General features: G+C 44.7%; 13 protein-coding genes, 1 other RNA gene and 1 pseudogene. 12 read left to right on the top strand and 3 right to left on the bottom strand.

The window, feature by feature from the left end:
• The first annotated feature begins 105 nt into the window (after nucleotides 1-105).
• The gene (locus tag FTV12_RS04385; protein WP_180033574.1) at nucleotides 106-1,011 is read left to right on the top strand and encodes a TIGR01777 family oxidoreductase; all 906 of its coding nucleotides are present in this window, start codon (nucleotides 106-108) and stop codon (nucleotides 1,009-1,011) included.
• Here FTV12_RS04385 and thiO read toward each other — a convergent pair.
• Both thiO and hemB read right to left on the bottom strand, forming a co-directional pair.
• Nucleotides 1,000-2,121 carry a glycine oxidase ThiO gene (thiO, locus tag FTV12_RS04380; protein WP_180033573.1) on the bottom strand — a complete coding sequence of 374 codons (1,122 nt, stop codon included), beginning with the start codon at nucleotides 2,119-2,121 and terminating at the stop codon, nucleotides 1,000-1,002. The two genes, FTV12_RS04385 and thiO, sit on opposite strands and share 12 nt — an antisense overlap.
• Nucleotides 2,122-2,141: 20 nt before the next feature.
• A complete protein-coding gene (gene hemB, locus FTV12_RS04375; protein ID WP_175966866.1) occupies nucleotides 2,142-3,155 on the bottom strand; it encodes a porphobilinogen synthase in 1,014 nt (337 codons plus the stop codon).
• Nucleotides 3,156-3,260: 105 nt separating this feature from the next.
• On the opposite strand from hemB, the gene FTV12_RS04370 reads away from it, so the two are divergent.
• The 3 genes from FTV12_RS04370 (at nucleotide 3,261) to FTV12_RS04360 (ending at nucleotide 6,701) form a co-directional block, all read left to right on the top strand.
• The gene (locus FTV12_RS04370; protein WP_034703122.1) at nucleotides 3,261-3,758 is read left to right on the top strand and encodes a thioesterase family protein; all 498 of its coding nucleotides are present in this window, start codon (nucleotides 3,261-3,263) and stop codon (nucleotides 3,756-3,758) included.
• Nucleotides 3,759-4,022: 264 nt separating this feature from the next.
• Entirely contained in the window at nucleotides 4,023-5,168 is a 1,146-nt protein-coding gene (locus FTV12_RS04365) for an HlyD family efflux transporter periplasmic adaptor subunit (protein WP_180033572.1), read from the top strand.
• A gap of 6 nt (nucleotides 5,169-5,174) precedes the next feature.
• Nucleotides 5,175-6,701 carry a DHA2 family efflux MFS transporter permease subunit gene (locus FTV12_RS04360; protein ID WP_180033571.1) on the top strand — a complete coding sequence of 509 codons (1,527 nt, stop codon included), beginning with the start codon at nucleotides 5,175-5,177 and terminating at the stop codon, nucleotides 6,699-6,701.
• A 49-nt stretch (nucleotides 6,702-6,750) separates the two neighbouring features.
• Here FTV12_RS04360 and glpK read toward each other — a convergent pair whose 3' ends face one another.
• Complete coding sequence (glpK, locus tag FTV12_RS04355) at nucleotides 6,751-8,235, bottom strand: glycerol kinase GlpK (RefSeq protein WP_180033570.1); 1,485 nt, start codon at nucleotides 8,233-8,235, stop codon at nucleotides 6,751-6,753.
• Nucleotides 8,236-8,365: 130 nt separating this feature from the next.
• Between glpK and ssrA the strand changes: the two genes are divergently transcribed.
• The 8 genes and pseudogenes from ssrA to nirD all read left to right on the top strand — a co-directional run bounded on the left by ssrA (nucleotide 8,366) and on the right by nirD (nucleotide 18,771).
• Nucleotides 8,366-8,725, top strand: a transfer-messenger RNA (tmRNA) gene (gene ssrA, locus FTV12_RS04350).
• Between the two features lie 118 nt (nucleotides 8,726-8,843).
• Nucleotides 8,844-9,766: pseudogene (gene ampC / locus FTV12_RS04345) on the top strand (class C beta-lactamase); the annotation flags it as partial.
• Nucleotides 9,767-10,040: 274 nt separating this feature from the next.
• Nucleotides 10,041-10,958, top strand: a complete 918-nt coding sequence (locus FTV12_RS04340; RefSeq protein WP_180033569.1) for a LysR family transcriptional regulator — start codon at nucleotides 10,041-10,043, stop codon at nucleotides 10,956-10,958.
• Between the two features lie 205 nt (nucleotides 10,959-11,163).
• Complete coding sequence (locus FTV12_RS04335) at nucleotides 11,164-11,646, top strand: VOC family protein (protein ID WP_180033568.1); 483 nt, start codon at nucleotides 11,164-11,166, stop codon at nucleotides 11,644-11,646.
• A 329-nt stretch (nucleotides 11,647-11,975) separates the two neighbouring features.
• Entirely contained in the window at nucleotides 11,976-12,677 is a 702-nt protein-coding gene (locus FTV12_RS04330; RefSeq protein WP_180002442.1) for a VIT family protein, read from the top strand.
• Between the two features lie 531 nt (nucleotides 12,678-13,208).
• Entirely contained in the window at nucleotides 13,209-14,549 is a 1,341-nt protein-coding gene (locus tag FTV12_RS04325) for an MFS transporter (RefSeq protein ID WP_180033567.1), read from the top strand.
• Nucleotides 14,550-14,589: 40 nt separating this feature from the next.
• The gene (nirB, locus tag FTV12_RS04320; protein ID WP_218947814.1) at nucleotides 14,590-17,136 is read left to right on the top strand and encodes a nitrite reductase large subunit NirB; all 2,547 of its coding nucleotides are present in this window, start codon (nucleotides 14,590-14,592) and stop codon (nucleotides 17,134-17,136) included.
• 24 nt (nucleotides 17,137-17,160) lie between these two features.
• Complete coding sequence (nirD, locus tag FTV12_RS04315; RefSeq protein ID WP_180033566.1) at nucleotides 17,161-18,771, top strand: nitrite reductase small subunit NirD; 1,611 nt, start codon at nucleotides 17,161-17,163, stop codon at nucleotides 18,769-18,771.
• Nucleotides 18,772-18,842 lie beyond the last annotated feature (71 nt).

Raw genomic sequence — 18,842 nt, 5'->3', positions numbered from 1 at the left:
GATGAGACAATTTTGCATTCATCGACCCATATCACTTTCCCGAATATTTTGATTCATAAGTGACGTATAATTTGAGCAATACAATAATAATGGCACAGAATAACCATGTATAAACCTGTAGTCCTCATGACAGGCGCCAGCGGTTTTATTGGCAGCCATCTGGTGAAATTTTTACTGGCTCGTGATTATGCCGTGATCGGCCTGACCCGGCAGAAAAAATTGCGAGAAGAGCATCCCGATTTTCACTGGATTAATAATCTGGAAGAATTGAAAAATCATCAGATTGACTATGTGATTAATCTGGCAGGTAAAAGTATCGGTCAGGGTCGCTGGACAGCCGCCCGCAAAAAGAAATTGCTGGACAGTCGGCTAAATACCACCAGGCAGTTATATGACTATCTAGAGAAAAATCAGATTAAGCCCAAACGTATTATTTCGACTTCAGCGGTCGGCTACTATGGAATCGATCCGCAAGAACACTGGGAGACGGTGTGTACTGAACAAAGTCCACCACAATCCATTTTTATGTCAGAACTGTGTGAGAAATGGGAAAAACTGGCCTTGTCCTATACCGGGCAGGACACCAAAATTGTTCGCTTTGCTGTGGTGTTTGGTCAAGGAGGCGGGATTCTTCCGCAGATGTTATTGCCAATTAAGCTGAATATATTTGGCCGGATTGGTCATGGGCGTCAGCCGGTGACCTGGGTACATCTACAGGATGTCATGCGGGCGATCGAATTTCTGATGCAGCAGCCGACCCAGCAACAGGTATTTAATGTGGTGGCACCTGAAAAAGTCAGTCAGGCGCAATTTGTCCGGATCGCAGCACAGGTGCTGAAGCGTAAACCTTTATTACCGTTACCAGCTTGCAGTATGAAAATGATGCTAGGTGAACAGTCACAACTGATTCTGAATGGTCAATATGTCCAGCCCAAAGCTTTGCAGGAAGCCGGATTTGAATTTAGCTATCCGACCCTGAAAGAAGCCTTGATTGAAATTTTAAACCGTTAAAGAGTGCGGCTGTAAACGCTGTACCGGACTATAAGGCTGTGGATCTACGATGGTCGGTTGTTCCAGGATTAACTGAGACAGCAATTTTCCAGAAGCAGCACCCATACATAAGCCATTACGGAACTGGCCAAAATTGGTCCAGAGATTGTTCAGATGCGGAATTTTGCCGATATAGGGAATGCCATCCGGGGAGCTTGGTCGTAGACCAGCCCACTGTTTCACAATTGGGAAATCAGCCAGCTCCGGTACCATTTCCAGGCAGGCTTCCAAAATATCCTGACGGATTTCAGCAGAAGGCGAAGTATCAAAACCGACCTGACGCATGCTGGAACCACACAGTACATGACCATCACGACGTGGAATCAGATACATGACCTTGTTCATGCACATGGTTGGTAGCCAGTTTTCTAGTGTTTTAAACAGCAACATCTGGCCTTGAACCGGATGAACTGGAATGTCCAGACCGAGCTGTTCAGACCAGCGTGCAGACCATGCACCGGTGGCAATGACGAACTGATCTGCTTTAAAGCTCAGGCCATTTTTAGTGGAAACACTGTGTACATAATCTTGCTGGATATTTAGCTGACTAATATTGCAATGCTCTTGCCAAGTGACACGCGGATGCTGTTTAAGGTAAGCGATAATGGACTGTAACAGTCGCGGATTGCGGATATTGGAAAGTTCTGGAAAATAGATCGCCTGTTTAAATTTCGGATCTACTTTGGAATTGATTTGCTGGATTTGAGGCTGATTCAGATATTCGGCATGTTGCTGTGGATCCTGATATTGCTCGGCATAGCGCAGTCCAATTTCAAAATCCGTTTCATCAAAAATCAGCATACCGGTTTCGTGAATCTGGAAATCAATGCCAGTCACCGGTTGCAGTTTCTGGTTCCAGGCTTGATACAGCGGTTTGGCATGGCGGGCGAGGGCATTGACGGCATCGGGATAACGCCAGGGATACATCGGGGAGAGGATACCACCTCCGGCCCAAGAGGCCGCCTGTCCAGCCGCTTGCTGATCGAAAATCGTAATAGAACATCCCTGTTCAAGCAATTCCAGAGCTGACATCAAACCGGTGATGCCCGCTCCGATAATGGCGATATGCATTGCGCCAAGGTCCTTCTATTTTATTTCATGTCTTTCAGTTTGAGCGCCGCTTCTTCCGCAAAGTAGGTCCAGATACCATCTGCACCGGCACGGCGGCAGCACATCAGGGATTCAAGAATCACGCTATCAGATAACCAGCCATTCTGAATCGCAGCAGCCAGCATGGCATATTCACCACTAACCTGATAAATAAAAGTAGGTACACCGAAGGTATCTTTGACTTCACGAACCACATCCAGATAAGGCATCCCCGGTTTAACGATGACCATATCTGCACCTTCCTGGATATCCAGTGCAATTTCATGCAATGCTTCAGCACGGTTACCGAAATCCATTTGGTAATTGTATTTATTGCCGCCTTTCAGGTTGCTGGCAGAACCAACCGCATCACGGAATGGACCGTAGAAACTAGACGCATATTTGGCTGAATAAGCCATAATAGAGGTATAGATATGGCCATTCTGTTCAAAGGCCTGACGAATTGCACCGATGCGGCCATCCATCATGTCACTTGGCGCGACAATATCAGCACCGGCTTCGGCATGGCTTAAAGTCTGCTTGATCAGTGCTTCAACCGTTTCATCATTCAGCACGTAACCGGTTTCATCAATGATGCCATCCTGGCCATGCGTGGTATAAGGGTCTAGCGCGCCATCAGTGATCAGCACCATTTCCGGTAATTCTTTTTTCAGCAGGCGAACGGTCTTCTGTACCAAGCCATCTTCATGCCAAGCGGCTTCTGCAGTCAGACTTTTATCTTCTTGTGGTGTGACTGGGAACAGCGCCAGCTTATTGACACCCAGTTCCAGCAAACGTTCTGATTTTTTTAACAACAAGTCAGCAGACAGGCGCTGCACATTTGGCATACTTGGAATGTCTTGGGTCTGATTTTGTCCCGGCAGCACAAATACTGGATAAATCAAGTGATCAGCACTGAGATGGGTTTCACGTACCATAGAACGTAAATGCTCATTTTTACGAATACGACGCATGCGAGTTGCAGGAAACGCGGGACGATTGAACGTATAGGTCATAAAAATCTCAGTAATCAGTATTAAACTAGGCCCCTATTGTAGCCCTATCTGAATTTTTTGGGCATAAATTAGCGGTTTTTTATTGTTGTAGTTTCGGGCAGACTTATGACTAAAACAGAAAGAAATTGGACAGGTAATATACATTTAGGTGCAAAAGTGGATATTGAAGTGGTCTTAAACCAGCTGGTACACGCTTTTAATACCTCTCCTTTTTTTAAGCATAATGGCATGACCATGCGAGTGGTCGATGGTCAGATCGAAGCATATGTTGAAATGCAGGATTTCATGATTGGCAATGTGGCATTTCAGATTCTGCATGGTGGTCTTGCAGCGACCATACTCGACAGTATTGGCGGAATTGTGGCGATGGGTGAGCTGTATAAGAAAGCCGAACCGGAAACTATTGCCGATACGATTAAAAAGGTATCACGTCTGGCGACGGTTGATATGCGCGTGGATTATCTAGCGCCCGGTCGTGGTAAATATTTTATTGCCCGTGCAGAAACCTTACGTTTGGGGCGTAAGGGTTGTACCATGCGTATGACCATGGTCAATGATGATGACAAGCCAATTGCTACAGCGATTGCTTCATATGCCTATTAATTAAGTTTATCTCCTCAATCCTGGCTCACTTCGGGCCCGAGCTAAGCCCTTATTCCTGGAATAGGGGCTTAGTTTTTTAAACTTCCGAGTAATATTTTTTTGCATATTTTCTAATTTTTATTATTAGAATGCATGAAAATTAAATTAATACGGCTTTCTCATTTTACCCATTGATCAATAAACGGGATATGAATCTATACATTCATGTCAGTGCTGGTCAGTGTGGCTGCGTGACCAAGTCTGTTGGATTTAGGAAAAAAATCAATGACAGATGTACAAGACACCCTGCCAGAAAACGCATCTGATGCAACTTCGGATCAAGCTTTAAAAAATAAACGTAAAAAGGCCCTGAGTATTGTTGCCATTCTTATAGTGATTGCACTGGTGCTATTTCTGGTTTGGAAATTCTTCCTGAACAATTCAGTCAGTACTGAAAATGCCTATGTGGGTGCTGAAACGGCTTCTATTACGTCTATGGTGAGTGGTCAGGTCGCTGAAGTATTGGTTCATGATACACAAGCGGTCAAACAGGGCGATATCCTGGCCAGAATTGATGACCGTGATGCCAAAATTGCAGTGGCACAGGCACGTGCAGAACTAACCAAAGCCAAGCGCCAGTATAAACAGACTGCGGCCAATAGCGGGGCTTTAAGCTCACAGATTGGGGTTAGTGATGATGCAATTCGCAGTGCTGAAGCTCAGCTAGCTCAAGCTCAGGCAGCCTTACATAAAGCACAAGATGAATATACACGTCGTGAAAAACTCAGTGCGAGCGGTGCAGTGTCTAAAGAAGAACTCAGTACCGCACAATCTGCATTGGATACTGCTAAAGCAGGCGTAGCTTCTGCTGAAGCGGGTCTGGCACAAGCAAGATCCAGCCAGAAAGCAGCGCAAAGCAATTTAGCGGCGAATGAAGCCTTGATTCAAGGCGCGAATGAAAATTCGACTCCTGATGTACTTGTGGCTGAAGCCAAACTGAAACAGGCCGAGCTAGACTTAGAACGTACTGTAATTAAAGCACCTTTTGATGGGGTGGTTTCACGCCGTTCAATTCAGGTGGGTCAACGTGTTGCGCCAGGTACAATGCTGATGATGGTCGTACCAGTAGATCAGCTCTATGTTGATGCCAATTTCAAAGAAAGCCAGCTGGAAAAAGTCCGTGTCGGGCAGAAAGCTGAACTGACGTCTGATCTGTATGGTAAATCGGTGAAATATCACGGTACTGTCGTGGGCTTCTCTGGCGGTACAGGTTCAGCTTTTGCTCTGATTCCGGCTCAGAATGCAACGGGTAACTGGATCAAAGTGGTACAGCGTTTGCCAGTGCGTATTCAGCTGGATCCGAAAGAACTAGCCGAGCATCCGCTACGTGTGGGTCTGTCGATGGAAGCTGAAATCCACTTCAAGAAGTAATTCCCGATGAATAAATATGTTCCATATGGGAATCTGACTGGCGGCAAGCTGATGCTGGCAGCCTTTGTGCTGGCATTAGCCAATTTCATGGTCGTGCTGGACATGACCATTGCCAATGTCTCGGTGCCGCATATTACCGGTAGTCTGGCAGTGTCCAGCTCGCAAGGCACCTGGGTCATTACGTCTTATGCAGTCGCAGAAGCGATCTGTGTACCTTTGACAGGATGGCTGGCGGGTCGCTTTGGTAGCGTACGCCTGTTTGGTGTCTGCCTGCTGGGTTTTACCATTTTTTCGATTCTATGCGGGATTTCTACCAGTCTGGAAATGCTGGTGTTTTGCCGGATCGGGCAGGGGTTGTTCGGTGGCCCAATCATGCCGCTAAGCCAGACTTTATTACTGCGAATTTTCCCACCTGAAAAACAATCCCAAGCGATGGGGATGTGGGCAATGACCACCGTTGTCGGTCCAATTCTCGGTCCAATTCTCGGCGGTACGATTAGTGATAACCTGTCTTGGCACTGGATTTTCTTTATTAATATCCCGGTGGGTTTGTTCTGCGGTCTGGCTGCATTGAAGCTATTAAAACCAGCAGAAACTGAAACCAATACTTTGAAGATTGATAAAGGTGGTTTGTTCTTACTGATTCTTTGGATTGGTGCGCTGCAATTAATGTTAGATCTCGGTCATGAACATGACTGGTTTAGCAGTTCCTTTATTGGGACCTTGGCGGTGCTTGCCATAGTCGGTTTAATCATCTTTACCATTTGGGAACTGACCGAACGGCATCCGATTGTAGATATCCGGATCTTCCGATATCGCGGGTTTACCTTTGCTGTGCTGTCATTGGCCTTTGCCTTCGGTGCCTTCTTTTCCAGTATTGTACTGATTCCACAGTGGGTGCAAATTAATCTGGGTTATACGGCCACTTGGGCAGGTTATTTAACCGCAACCATGGGTTTTGGTAGCCTGTTGATGTCACCGATTGTGGCGAAGATGGCGACCAAATATGATCAGCGCATTCTGGCCAGTTTCGGTTTGACCTTGCTCGCCGTTGTGACTTTGATGCGGGCATTCTGGACTACGGATGCTGATTTTATGGCATTGGCCTGGCCACAGATTCTGCAAGGTTTTGCGGTACCATTCTTCTTCATCCCACTCTCCAATATGGCGTTGGCCTCAGTCCAGCCTCAGGAAATGGCATCAGCAGCAGGCTTAATGAACTTTTTGCGGACCATGGCTGGAGCGATCGGGGCTTCAATTGCAGTCACGATCTGGGATGATCACAGTAAAGTGGCCCGCAGTGAGCTGGTCGGTAAACTGAATGTTGAAGAAACTCAGAATACCTTAATGGCACAGGGCATGAGTTCGGACAGTGCCTTGGGTTATATTTCCAGTCTGGTCGATAAAGAAGCATTAACGCTGTCTGCTAATCATCTGTTTTTAATACTGGCGATGGTCTTTGTTTTTGCTGCTTTAATCGTCTGGTTGGCACCACGACCGAAAGCGGGTGTGGGTGGAATGCCATCACATTAAAATTTTCCAAAATAAAAAACCGCTAACTATTTAGCGGTTTTTTATGGGCTTATAAATCAGATTTGGCTCGTTTCAAGGCATTTTGCCATTTAACTAAATGTGCTTCACGTTCATCGGACTGCATTTTCGGTTCAAAGGCCCGGTCTAGCTGCCAGGATTGAGAAATTTCATTTAAATTAGAAAATACCCCGGACTTTAGACCTGCCATGGCTGCTGCACCCCAAGCGGTGGATTCCAGCATTTTTGGACGCATGACAGGCACATTCAGCAGGTCAGCCTGAAACTGCATCAGCATATCATTACAGCTGGCGCCACCATCGACGCGTAGTTCTTTTAAAGGATGGGCAATATCCGATTGCATCGCAGTCAATACATCGGAGACCTGAAAGGCAATCGATTCCAGCGCGGCGCGGGCAATATGGGCCTTATTGGTTCCTCGTGACATGCCACAAAGCAGGGCACGGGCTTCACTATCCCAATGCGGTGCACCCAATCCGGTAAAAGCAGGAACTAAGACCACGCCGTCAGTATCTTCAACTTTACAGGCCAACTTCTCTATATCACTGCTTTTTTGAATGATGCCAAGCCCATCACGTAGCCATTGCACCACTGCACCGGCCATAAAAACGCTGCCTTCCAGGGCATAGCTGGTCTGTTCCTGTGCTTGCCAGGCGAGGGTAGAAAGTAATTTGTTCTGGCTGAGCTGAATATCATGACCGGTATTGAACAGCATAAAACAGCCGGTGCCATAGGTATTTTTTGCCATACCGGGTTCGAAGCAAGACTGGCCAAATAAGGCAGATTGCTGATCACCTAGAATACCGGTAATAGGAATCGTAGCCCCTAATAAACCCGGTGCCGTATCTGCAATATGACAATCAGAACTGATGATTCGTGGCAGAACTGAAGCGGGGATATTAAACAGGTCGAGTAGTTCGTCATCCCAGCGTTGAGTTTGCAGATTCATCAACATGGTGCGGGAAGCATTACTCGCTTCAATAATATGCTCAGCACCTTGAGTCAGGTTCCAGATCAGCCAGCTATCAATGGTGCCAAAAGCCACATGACCTTGCTCTGCGAGTGTACGTAAGCCATCAATATTTTCTAATAACCAGACCAGTTTCCCGGCACTAAAATAGGGATCAATCCGTAATCCGGTTTTTCGTTGTACCTGATCCATCTGGCCTTGCTGAATGAGCAAATTACACCAGTCTGTTGCACGACGATCCTGCCAGATAATCGCTGGCGCAAGAGGTTTGCCATTACGACGATCCCATACCACAGTCGTTTCACGCTGGTTGGTCAGGCCAATCGCTTTAATGTCTTTCGCCAGAATCCGGGCAGTAGCCAGCGCCTGTTGTACCACTGCAATTTGCGAGCTCCAGATTTCCTGTGCATCCTGTTCGACCCAGCCAGAATGTGGGGTCTGAATATGGGTTTCGCGTTGAGCTGTTGCCTGAATCTGTCCGTGTTCATTAAAGATGATTGCACGGCTAGACGTCGTTCCCTGATCGAGTGCCAATAAATAGCTCATAATTTTTTTAAATGCTGACTTGAATTATGAAATATTAGCGCAATTATGTAATCAGGCGCATTCAAAAGTGTATTTGTGTAGAAAATGCATCGTATTTTTTGCCAGTTATGCTATGATGAGCTTGTACTTTGGGGATGTTCTTGGCTTCGACGCCGATGATGAAACTCATAGATGCATGCCGAGAGCGCATTTTCTCTCGTAAATAAAATTTGCATTTAAATAGTCGCAAACGACGAAACTTACGCTCTAGCAGCCTAAGGGCTGCTTGTCCGCATCTCTGAATACTTGTGGTTAGAGATCCCGACTGAAGCGAACGCACACAAGTCCGTATAGAGTCAAGCCTCGGGGCTTTATACCAAATCTAGAGGATCGCACCTTGAACCCTGTTCGTCGGGTCTCTTGGTGTTAAAACAATAGACGATATCTAAGCATGTAGTATTCTCGAGCGTAGTGTTGGCGGACGCGGGTTCAACTCCCGCCATCTCCACCAAAATTCTTGTTATAAAAAAGCCACTTATATAAGTGGCTTTTTTATGTACCACATTTTTTTATATTAAGAACTCTTAAAATTGAGCTTAGGGTGAAAAGTTTTTAATATTAGTTTATTACTTAAAGGGCAGACAATTTTTGAATTAGGTTCTGTAAGTAAAATTTTTACTGGCATTGCAGGGGGCTATGCCAAGAGTCAGGGCAAGCTTTCTTTTAATGATCATCCAGCTAAGTATTGGCCTGATTTAAAGAATTCAGAAATCAACAAAGTCAGTTTGCTGGAATTAGCGACTTATACGAGTGGTAATTTACCTTTGCAATTTCCAGATCGAGTCCAGACTGATCAGCAAGTTTTAGAGTATTTCCAAGATTGGCAGATCAAACATCCGGCTGGCCAATATCGGCAATATTCAAATCCCAGTATTGGCTTGTTTGGTGAGTTAAGTGCAAGATCAATGAACATTCCTTTTAGCGTATTGCTGGAACAGACGATCTTTCCAAAACTCAATTTAAAGAATACCTATATTAATGTTCCGAAAGCACAAAGGGTTCACTATGCTTTCGGCTATGATCAGAACAATCATCCGGTGCAGGTAAACCCGGGAGCTTTAGATGCCCAGGCTTATGGGGTGAAATCTACACTTCCCGATATGCTGAAATTATTAGATGCCAATCTGAATCTGAAAAAAAACAAGCCTGATATTAAACAAGCGCTTCTGGAAACTCATCATGGGTATTTTAAACTTGGGAAAATGACTCAAGCACTCGGCTGGGAGACTTTTTCATATCCGACGACACTCGATATTTTGCTGGTAAGTAATTCTGAAAAAGTCGTGATGCAAGCAAATCCAGTAGTCAAAATACTGTTCAGGCAAAATCACAAGTTTTTCATAAAACTGGTTCAACCAATGGCTTTGGAACCTATGTACTGTTTATTCCAGAAGAAAATTTTGGACTGGTGATGATGATGAATAAAAAAATTCCCAATGCAGAGCGAATCAAGGCAGCCTATCAAGTCTTTCAGTCCATAAAAAACAGTTAAGTTTATTAAGCCTGAATAGAAGGAAATGTCTCATGATTTTTGAGCTAGGGTGTTTCCTTCTTTTGAAAAGAGGTTGAGTCTTAAACTCTAACTGAAGTAAAAGCCTCCTAATTTCGGAGGTTTTTATTTTGTATCGATAAGAGTGGTAGATTTTATTGGTTGAGAAAAATTCATTCTATAAATTTTAAAATGAAATTTAATAATATTAAAGTTCAAAATAGGGTAAGCTTATTTAATTAAGATTGAATCAGATTAGATAGGTTTCAGGGCATTCATGTTAGAACTTCGTCATTTAAAAACCTTAGTCGCGTTACGGGAACATGGTTCACTGGTTGCAGCAGCAGGAGATCTTTGTCTCACGCCTTCAGCTTTGTCCCATCAGCTTCGTGAATTGGATCAATGGTTCGGAGTCGAAATCGTCAATCGCCGTAGTCGCCCGGTCAGTTTTTCCAATGTCGGGCAGCGCTTGCTGAAGCTGGCAGATGATATTTTGCCTCAAGTCCATGTTGCACAGAGTGATATCATTCGCATTGTGCATGGGCAGACAGGACGGATCATTTTTTCTTCCGAATGCCATAGCTGTTTCGACTGGTTGATGCCTTTACTGAATCAATATCGTATTCAATATCCAGATGTAGATTTGGATTTCGCTTCTGGCTTTGAGGCCAATCCGCATGAATTATTACAAACAGGGGAATTCGATCTGCTTATTACCGCTGATCCGATTGAACTAAAGGGCATAGAGTATTTCCCGATTTTTGAGTATGAGTCGCGTTTGGTGCTATCGAATACTCATCCTTTAGTGCGTTCCCAAAGTATTAGCGTCCAGGAATTGGCGGAAGAAACACTGATTACCTATCCAGTGGACAAGCACCGTCTGGACATCATGTCACACCTGTTTATTCCAGCGAATATTTTACCTAAACAGATTCGCATCACCGACTTGACTCAAATGCTGATTCAACTGGTTGCCAGTGGTCGGGGAATTGCAGCCTTGCCAGATTGGGTAGTGAATGAATATGAGCAAAAAGGCTGGGTGACTTCACGCCGTTTGAATTGTATAGCCCCGAATGGACTGCGCCGGACTTTATATGCAGGTTATCGAACTGAAGAAAAGCAGAAAGATTATTTCGAAGGATTTTTAAAGCAGCTTGACCGATTCTCTAAAAAGAGAATCACATATTATGATTAAGTGGTGATAAAGGTTTCCTCTCGACTCTTTAAAACTATTCTTTTTGATGACGCTTTCAGTCAATTAGATCAATAAATATACAATTCTAAAACAGGCTTACTCTCGTTTTAGGTGAAAGATGGGAAGAGTAGGACTCAACTAATAGATGAGATATTGAAGAGTTCTTAAGTAGTCTAAAACCTATTCTGAAAGAAGAGGTGAGATCATGAATATCGCAAAGAATACCATCTGTCTTTGGTACGATCATGATGCTGAAGAAGCCGCACGATTTTATGCAGAAATTTTTCCAAATTCATCTGTAGGTGCCGTCGTTCTTGCACCTGGAGATTATCCCTCTGGTAAAGCAGGTGATGTCATCACAGTAGACTTTACCGTACTGGGTATTCCATGTATTGGTTTAAACGGAGGACCTGTATTTCAGCATAATGAATCTTTCTCATTTCAAGTCGCTACAGAGGATCAGGAAGAAACTGACCGCTATTGGAATGCGATCGTCAATAATGGTGGTCAGGAAAGTGAATGCGGATGGTGTAAGGATAAATGGGGAGTATCTTGGCAAATCATCCCTAAAGCTTTACTTAAAGCATCATACAGTTCAGACCATGGTGTTGCTAAAAGAGCCTTTGATGCCATGATGACCATGAAGAAAATTGATGTCGCTGCAATTGAAGCTGCCATCCGAGGCTAAGGCATGGTCTCGATATCAGTGATTAATGCCATGTATTTAGTTTAAGCGTTTGGCCTTATTACTTATATAAAGTGAGAGGTCATTGATAATAATCAGAAGTTCATCCTTTAAGGTATAGCCAGTGAGTTGCTTATGGCGGCCGCTGGCTAAAATCTATTTAAGCCTTCACAATAAATAATTTTTCTTTTTTAAAATAAGTAGATGAAACTCGAAGATATCTCTGAAGGTGAAGATTCATATTTGAAATATTTGGCTTAATGTAAGATGATAAAATAGTAAGTGACTAAAATTTAAAATCTTATTTCATCTGCTAGAAGAACGAGAAAGACATGCCTCATTCCCATCATCATGAAAAACACTATATACAACGTTCTGGCTGGTTGCGTGCCGCAGTGCTTGGTGCCAATGATGGAATTATTTCCGTGACCAGTCTGGTTGTCGGGATGGCAGCCAGTGGTGCTTCCTCACAAACACTTTTGATTGCTTGTGTTGCTGGCCTGATTTCTGGTGCAGCCTCGATGGCAGCTGGGGAATATATCTCGGTCAAGTCGCAACAGGATATTGAAAAAAATGATCTCGCCATGGAAGAGCGGGAATTAAATCTGCATCCCGTACATGAATTAAGAGAGCTAAAAAATATTTATATCAAGCGAGGTTTAGAAGCTGATCTGGCCGAAGAAGTGGCAAAACAGCTTACTGCACATAATGCCTTGGATGCGCATGCGCGTGATGAAATTGGAATTCTGGAACAGACAGCTGCCCGGCCCTTTACGGCGGCATTTTCTTCAGCATCAGCATTTACGGTAGGTTCTTTATTTCCATTGGTATCCATTTTGGTTTTGCCTTCACATTTGCTAGATCAGGGCGTCATGCTGGTGGGAGTGCTTAGTCTGGGAATGATGGGAGCATTAGCCAGTTATGCGGGCGGTGGCAGTATGTGGAAAGGCGCACTGCGTGTCATGATTTGGGGCATCGTTGCCATGCTATTCAGTTTCTGGATTGGCTCTCTATTTAATGTTACTACCATGTAATTATTTAAAAAATATGGAATAAATTTATATTGTTCTCTATATGTCCAAAATTCAAGTGAAGTACATAATCTTGAATTAAAATTTTCCTCATTGAATTGTATTAGACACATCTAGATTTTTAAGTAACTAACTCATTTAAAAAAATTAAATTTTAACTACAAGTTTTTCTTTAATTAAAAATACCTAATTTGATTATATGCTTCCTTGCACTAAAGCTGTGCCAAAAGGCGCAGTGAAGTGGCAATTTTAAAATCTGGATATGAATATTCTCAGGAAAATAAGAAAGAGCTTGGTTCTCAGTCACTATAATTTAGAAAAAATATAAAAGTACCTCTAGATAATTAATATAAATACAAATACTTATTCGTATAACTATTTTATTGGCACGCTTTGTGCTTATTAGAATTTGAGTCAAAGACGACTCTAAAGAAATTTGTAAGACGGCCAATGACGTCCGTTCTGATCGCATCTGGTGTGCAGCGATTCGCATAGCAGATAAGCCTATACGTTCAGTTCTGGAAGGAGATGGTGATGTCTTCAAATTTATATGAAAAGAAAGCAACAAAAATAAGTCTTTTGAATTTCAGCAGCGCAGCAATGAGAGCCTTCCATATGAGTTGGCTCGCGTTTTTTGTCTGCTTCTTTGCCTGGTTCGCCTGTGCACCGCTGATGCCTGTAATCGCAGGTGAATTCAGCTTAACCAAAGATCAAATCGCCAATATCAATATTGCAGCAGTCGCAATCACTATTCTGGTTCGACTGATTGTCGGTCCGCTATGTGACAAATATGGTCCCCGGAAAACCTATACCGCATTACTCGTACTCGGCAGTATCCCGGTCTTTGGTGTAGCCTCTGCGAATAGCTATGAATCCTTTCTGTTTTTCCGCTTACTGATTGGTGCCATTGGTGCCAGTTTCGTGATTACCCAATATCACACCAGCATCATGTTTGCGCCGAATGTGGTCGGTACTGCGAATGCGGCATCTGCAGGTTGGGGAAATGCCGGTGGTGGTGCAACTCAAGCCTTGATGCCCTTACTTCTAGCTGCGTTGGTGATGTTCGGTATTGAACAGGCGATGGGCTGGAGAATTGCACTGATCGTTCCAGGCCTAATGATGGTGATCGTCGGTGCATTGTACTGGAAATTCACTCAGGACTGTCCACAAGGCAACTTTAAAGAACTGCGTGCAGCAGGAATCCAGGTAGGTAGCGAGAAAAAAGGTGGCATGGCAATTCTGATGCATGCTGCACGTAACTACCGTGTCTGGATTCTATTTGGCGCTTATGCGGCCTGTTTCGGTATCGAAATCTTCATTCATAACATCGTAGCCATGTACTACGTAGAAAACTTCAGCTTTGGTTTAAAAGAAGCAGGTATGACGGCCGGGATCTTCGGTCTGCTAGCACTATTTGCCCGTGCACTGGGTGGCATCGTTTCAGACAAAGTTGCCATCAAAAAAGGCCTGGACGGACGTACCAAAGTGCTGTTTGCCATGATCTTGATGGAAGGCTTATTCCTGATTTTATTCTCGCAAATGAACAGTGCCATGCTGGCCATCATCACCATGACTGTCTTCGCATTATTTACCCACATGGCATGTGGTGCAACGTATGCGCTGGTGCCATTTATTGACCGTGATGCCTTAGGTGGTGTGGCCGGCATTATCGGTGCAGGCGGTAACGTGGGTGCGGTCGCCGCAGGATTCTTACTTAAAGGCATGCTGGATATTCAAACCTGTCTGATGGCACTTGGCGGCCTGGTCGTGATTGCAGCAAGTTTTGTTCTGATGATTCGCTTCTCGGTTGAGCATAAGGCCAAAGAGCAAAAGCTATATGAAGAAGCTGTTCTTGAACGAAACAACCTGGCTTAAAACATAAGATACAAGATTTAGAAAATTTAGGAGAAGGAATATGAAACTGGTAATGATTGGCCATGGCATGGTAGGACACAAATTTATTGAATCTGTGCTTGAGCATGCGGGTGATGAGGTTGAAATCACTATTCTGGCAGAAGAGCCGCGTCTGGCTTATGACCGTGTACATTTAACTGAATATTTCACTGGAAAATCAGCCAAGGATTTAACCCTTTGCCGTAACGACTTTGCAGATGCGTATGGAATTGATCTGCGTTTGAGTACCAAAGCGACTGCAATCGATACTGTTAATAAAACAGTCACCACTAATCATGGCGATGTGATTGCTTATGACAAACTGGTTTTAGCTACCGGCTCCTATGCTTTTGTGCCGCCAATTCCTGGTAATGACCGTGAAAATTGCTTTGTTTACCGTACTATTGAAGATCTGGATGCCATTCGTGCAGCGAGCTTGAATGCCAAAAACGGTGTCGTGATTGGTGGTGGTTTGCTGGGGCTGGAAGCGGCAAAAGCGCTGCGTGACCTGAATCTGGAAACGCATGTGGTCGAATTCGCACCACGCTTAATGGCAGTACAGATTGATGATCTTGGCGGTAAAGTATTACGCAGCAAAATCGAAGATCTGGGCGTTAAAGTCCATACCCAAAAAGCCACCTCGTCTATTGAAGATGGTGTCAATGCCAAGCACGTGATGAAGTTTGGTGATGGTGCTGAGCTGGAAACTGACATCATTCTGTTCTCTGCAGGGATCCGTCCACGTGATGAGCTAGCACGTCAAAGTGGGCTGGCGATTGGTGAGCGCGGTGGTATCGTGATCAATGATTACTGCCAGACATCAAATCCGGACATTTACGCGATTGGTGAATGTGCGCTGTGGAATAACAAGATTTTTGGTCTGGTTGCACCAGGCTATGACATGGCACGTATTGCTGCGAAACATGTCCTACAAGAAGAATGTGCAGCATTTGCTGGCGCAGACATGAGCACCAAGTTGAAACTGATGGGCGTTGATGTTGCATCAGTTGGTGATGCACATGCCATGACACCAGGTTCACTGAGCTACTTCTATGCCGATGAAGCAGCGCAGATCTACAAAAAAATCGTAGTTAATGCTGAAAAAACCAAACTGCTCGGTGCAGTGCTGGTCGGTTGTGCCAAAGAATATAACGACCTGCTGCAAATGATGCTAAATGGTCTGGAAATCCCGGAAAATCCGGAAAGCCTGATCATGCCGGGCTTTGATCAAGCGACTGCAAAAGCAGGCGGTAGCGGTGTAGACCTGCTCCCAGACAGCGCAACGATCTGTTCATGTAATAACGTATCTAAAGCGGATATCTGTTCAGCGATTGCCGATGGTTCAACTTCACTAGGCGCTCTGAAAAAATGCACCAAAGCTGCTACAGCTTGTGGTGGCTGTGCACCGCTGGTGACGCAAGTTCTGAAATCTGAGTTACAACGTCAAGGCGTAACAGTAAATAACCATCTCTGCGAACACTTTGCTTATTCACGCCAGGAACTGTATCACCTGGTTCGTGTGAATGAAATCAAGACCTTTGATGACCTGATCCAGCAACATGGTCATGGTCTGGGCTGTGATATCTGTAAGCCAACAGTGGCAAACATCCTGGCATCTTGCTGGAACGACTTTGTCCTGAAACCAAGCCATGCCGGCCTGCAAGACAGTAACGACTACTACCTCGGTAACATTCAAAAAGATGGTACTTACTCTGTCGTTCCTCGTATGGCAGGTGGTGAAGTCACTCCAGATGGTCTGATCGTAATTGGTCAAATTGCTAAAGAATATGGTCTGTACACCAAATTGACTGGCGGCCAGCGTGTCGATATGTTTGGTGCGCAACTGCATCAATTACCAGAAATCTGGGAAAAACTGATCAATGCCGGTTTTGAATCAGGTCATGCCTACGGTAAATCGCTGCGTACCGTGAAATCTTGTGTCGGCAGCACCTGGTGCCGTTATGGTGTAGATGATTCTGTGGGCTTGGCGATCTATCTGGAAAACCGCTATAAGGGCTTACGTTCTCCACACAAACTGAAAATGGCGGTGTCTGGCTGTACCCGTGAATGTGCCGAAGCACAAAGCAAAGACGTTGGTGTGATTGCTACTGAAAAAGGCTGGAACCTGTATGTCTGCGGTAACGGCGGTATGAAACCACGCCACGCGGAACTGCTGGCATCAGATCTGGATACACAAACTTTAGTCCGCTATATCGACCGTTTCTTCATGTTCTATATCCAGACGGCTGATCGTCTGCAACGTACTTCAGTATGGCGCGACAACCTCGAAGGCGGCTTAGATTATCTGAAAGATGTCATCGTCAATGACTCACTGGGTCTGGCAACAGAACTCGAGCGTCGTATGGAGCATGTGGTGGGCACTTATCAGGATGAATGGCGTACTGCAGTTGAAGATCCAGAAGTCCGTAAACGTTTCAAAACCTTTATTAATGCCAAGGCTGAACAGCAAAACGATCCGCACGTTCAATTTACTGAAGTGCGCGGTCAGATCCGTCCAAAAACTGAAGCTGAACGCAATGCCAGCCGTATTCCGGTAGTTGAAGCCTGATTCAAAGAATAAAGGAGCAAGAATATGACAATGTTTAAAGATATGAATGAACTGAATTGGGTTGAAGTGTGTGCACTGGATGACATTACCCCAAATACTGGCGTTGCAGCTTTGGTGGAAGATCAGCAAATTGCGATCTTTCGTGTAGGTTCAGAAAAACGTGTTTATGCACTCAGTAACCAGGATCCATTTAGTAAAGCATTTGTGATGTCACGCGGCATCATTGGTGATCTGCAAGGTGAACGTGTTGTCGCTTCACCAATTTACAAGCAACATTTCAGTCTGGCGACTGGCCGCTGTCTGGAAGATAAAGATCAAAAACTGCTGGTATTTCCAAACAAAATTGAAAATGGCAAGGTGTTCATTAGCCCCGTGCCACAAAAAACCTATATCACCAATAACGGTGTTTCACCGGAAAAAATGAAACTGGTACTGGTCGGTAATGGTCTGGCAGGCATGCGTTGTCTGCAAGACCTGCTGGATATGGCACCAGACCGTTATGAAATTACTGTGATTGGTGAAGAGCCGTGGGGTAACTACAACCGCATCATGCTGTCGCCAGTGCTTTCTGGCGAGAAAACCATTGATGACATCATGCTACATCCGCATGCATGGTATGCCGACAAAGGTATCCGTCTGGTTGCAGGTGATCCAGCGGTTCGTATCGATCGTCTGCGTAAGCAGGTTTATACCGAAAAAGGCGAAGTGATCAGTTATGACCGTTTAATTCTGGCGACGGGTTCCAAACCATTCGTTCCGCCAATTCCAGGTAGCGACTTAAAAGGTGTACTCAGCTTCCGCGACATCTATGATGTAAATACCATGCTGGACTACTGCAAAACCAAGAAAAATGCGGTGGTGATTGGTGGTGGTCTACTGGGTCTGGAAGCAGCTTACGGTCTGAAACAGCAAGGCATGAATGTCACAGTATTGCATCTGATGGATCGTATCATGGATCGTCAGCTGGACAGCAAAGCCAGTCAGATGCTGAAAACAGCGATTGAGCAGAAAGGTATCACCATCCTGACTGAAGCCAATACCGAATGCTTAATTGGTGAAGAAGGTCATGTGACCCAAGTGAAACTCAAAGATGGCACCGTGCTGGAAGCTGATTTGGTGGTCTTCGCAGTTGGTATTCGTCCAAATATCGCATTGGCGCAAAGTGCCGGTTTGCGTTGCAACCGTGGTGTGCTAGTGAATGACACCATGCAGACTTTTGACCCAAGTATTTATGCGATGGGTGAATGTATCGAGCACCGTGGTCAAACCTTTGGTCTGGTTGAACCACTTTGGGGCCAGGCGTTCATTTGTGCATCACATCTGGCCGAGCATGGCAGCCTGACCTTTAAATCGCCAACGGTTCCGACTCAGCTGAAAGTGAGTGGTTGTGATGTGTTCTCTGCAGGTGACTTCGAACCAAAAGATGATTTTGAAGATATCGTACTGAATGATGAAAAGCGTCAGATCTATAAACGCATTATTATTCAAAAGGATAAAGTCATTGGTGCGGTGCTGTTTGGTGATACGGAAGACGGTACCTGGTATGCCGAACTGATTGCAGATCAGACACCGATCACTTCGATTCGAAATAAACTGCTGTTTGGTCGGGATTTTGCATTAAAGAAAGCAGGGTAAAAAATCAATTTGTCATGGTGAAACCAAGATCCGCGGAAACGTCATCCGCAACTGTTTGAGCCAAGACAAAA

It is taken from the genome of Acinetobacter sp. YH12233, from assembly GCF_013417725.1.
In the GTDB taxonomy this organism is placed as follows: domain Bacteria; phylum Pseudomonadota; class Gammaproteobacteria; order Pseudomonadales; family Moraxellaceae; genus Acinetobacter.
This window is presented reverse-complemented; position numbering and strand designations above follow the sequence as displayed.

Excerpts from the sequence above, each read along its gene's own strand:
- FTV12_RS04385 (WP_180033574.1), top strand. The coding sequence starts at position 106 with ATGTATAAACCTGTAGTCCTCATGACAGGCGCCAGCGGTTTTATTGGC.
- thiO (WP_180033573.1), bottom strand. The coding sequence starts at position 2,121 with ATGCATATCGCCATTATCGGAGCGGGCATCACCGGTTTGATGTCAGCT.
- hemB (WP_175966866.1), bottom strand. The coding sequence starts at position 3,155 with ATGACCTATACGTTCAATCGTCCCGCGTTTCCTGCAACTCGCATGCGT.
- FTV12_RS04370 (WP_034703122.1), top strand. The coding sequence starts at position 3,261 with ATGACTAAAACAGAAAGAAATTGGACAGGTAATATACATTTAGGTGCA.
- FTV12_RS04365 (WP_180033572.1), top strand. The coding sequence starts at position 4,023 with ATGACAGATGTACAAGACACCCTGCCAGAAAACGCATCTGATGCAACT.
- FTV12_RS04360 (WP_180033571.1), top strand. The coding sequence starts at position 5,175 with ATGAATAAATATGTTCCATATGGGAATCTGACTGGCGGCAAGCTGATG.
- glpK (WP_180033570.1), bottom strand. The coding sequence starts at position 8,235 with ATGAGCTATTTATTGGCACTCGATCAGGGAACGACGTCTAGCCGTGCA.
- FTV12_RS04340 (WP_180033569.1), top strand. The coding sequence starts at position 10,041 with ATGTTAGAACTTCGTCATTTAAAAACCTTAGTCGCGTTACGGGAACAT.
- FTV12_RS04335 (WP_180033568.1), top strand. The coding sequence starts at position 11,164 with ATGAATATCGCAAAGAATACCATCTGTCTTTGGTACGATCATGATGCT.
- FTV12_RS04330 (WP_180002442.1), top strand. The coding sequence starts at position 11,976 with ATGCCTCATTCCCATCATCATGAAAAACACTATATACAACGTTCTGGC.
- FTV12_RS04325 (WP_180033567.1), top strand. The coding sequence starts at position 13,209 with ATGTCTTCAAATTTATATGAAAAGAAAGCAACAAAAATAAGTCTTTTG.
- nirB (WP_218947814.1), top strand. The coding sequence starts at position 14,590 with ATGAAACTGGTAATGATTGGCCATGGCATGGTAGGACACAAATTTATT.
- nirD (WP_180033566.1), top strand. The coding sequence starts at position 17,161 with ATGACAATGTTTAAAGATATGAATGAACTGAATTGGGTTGAAGTGTGT.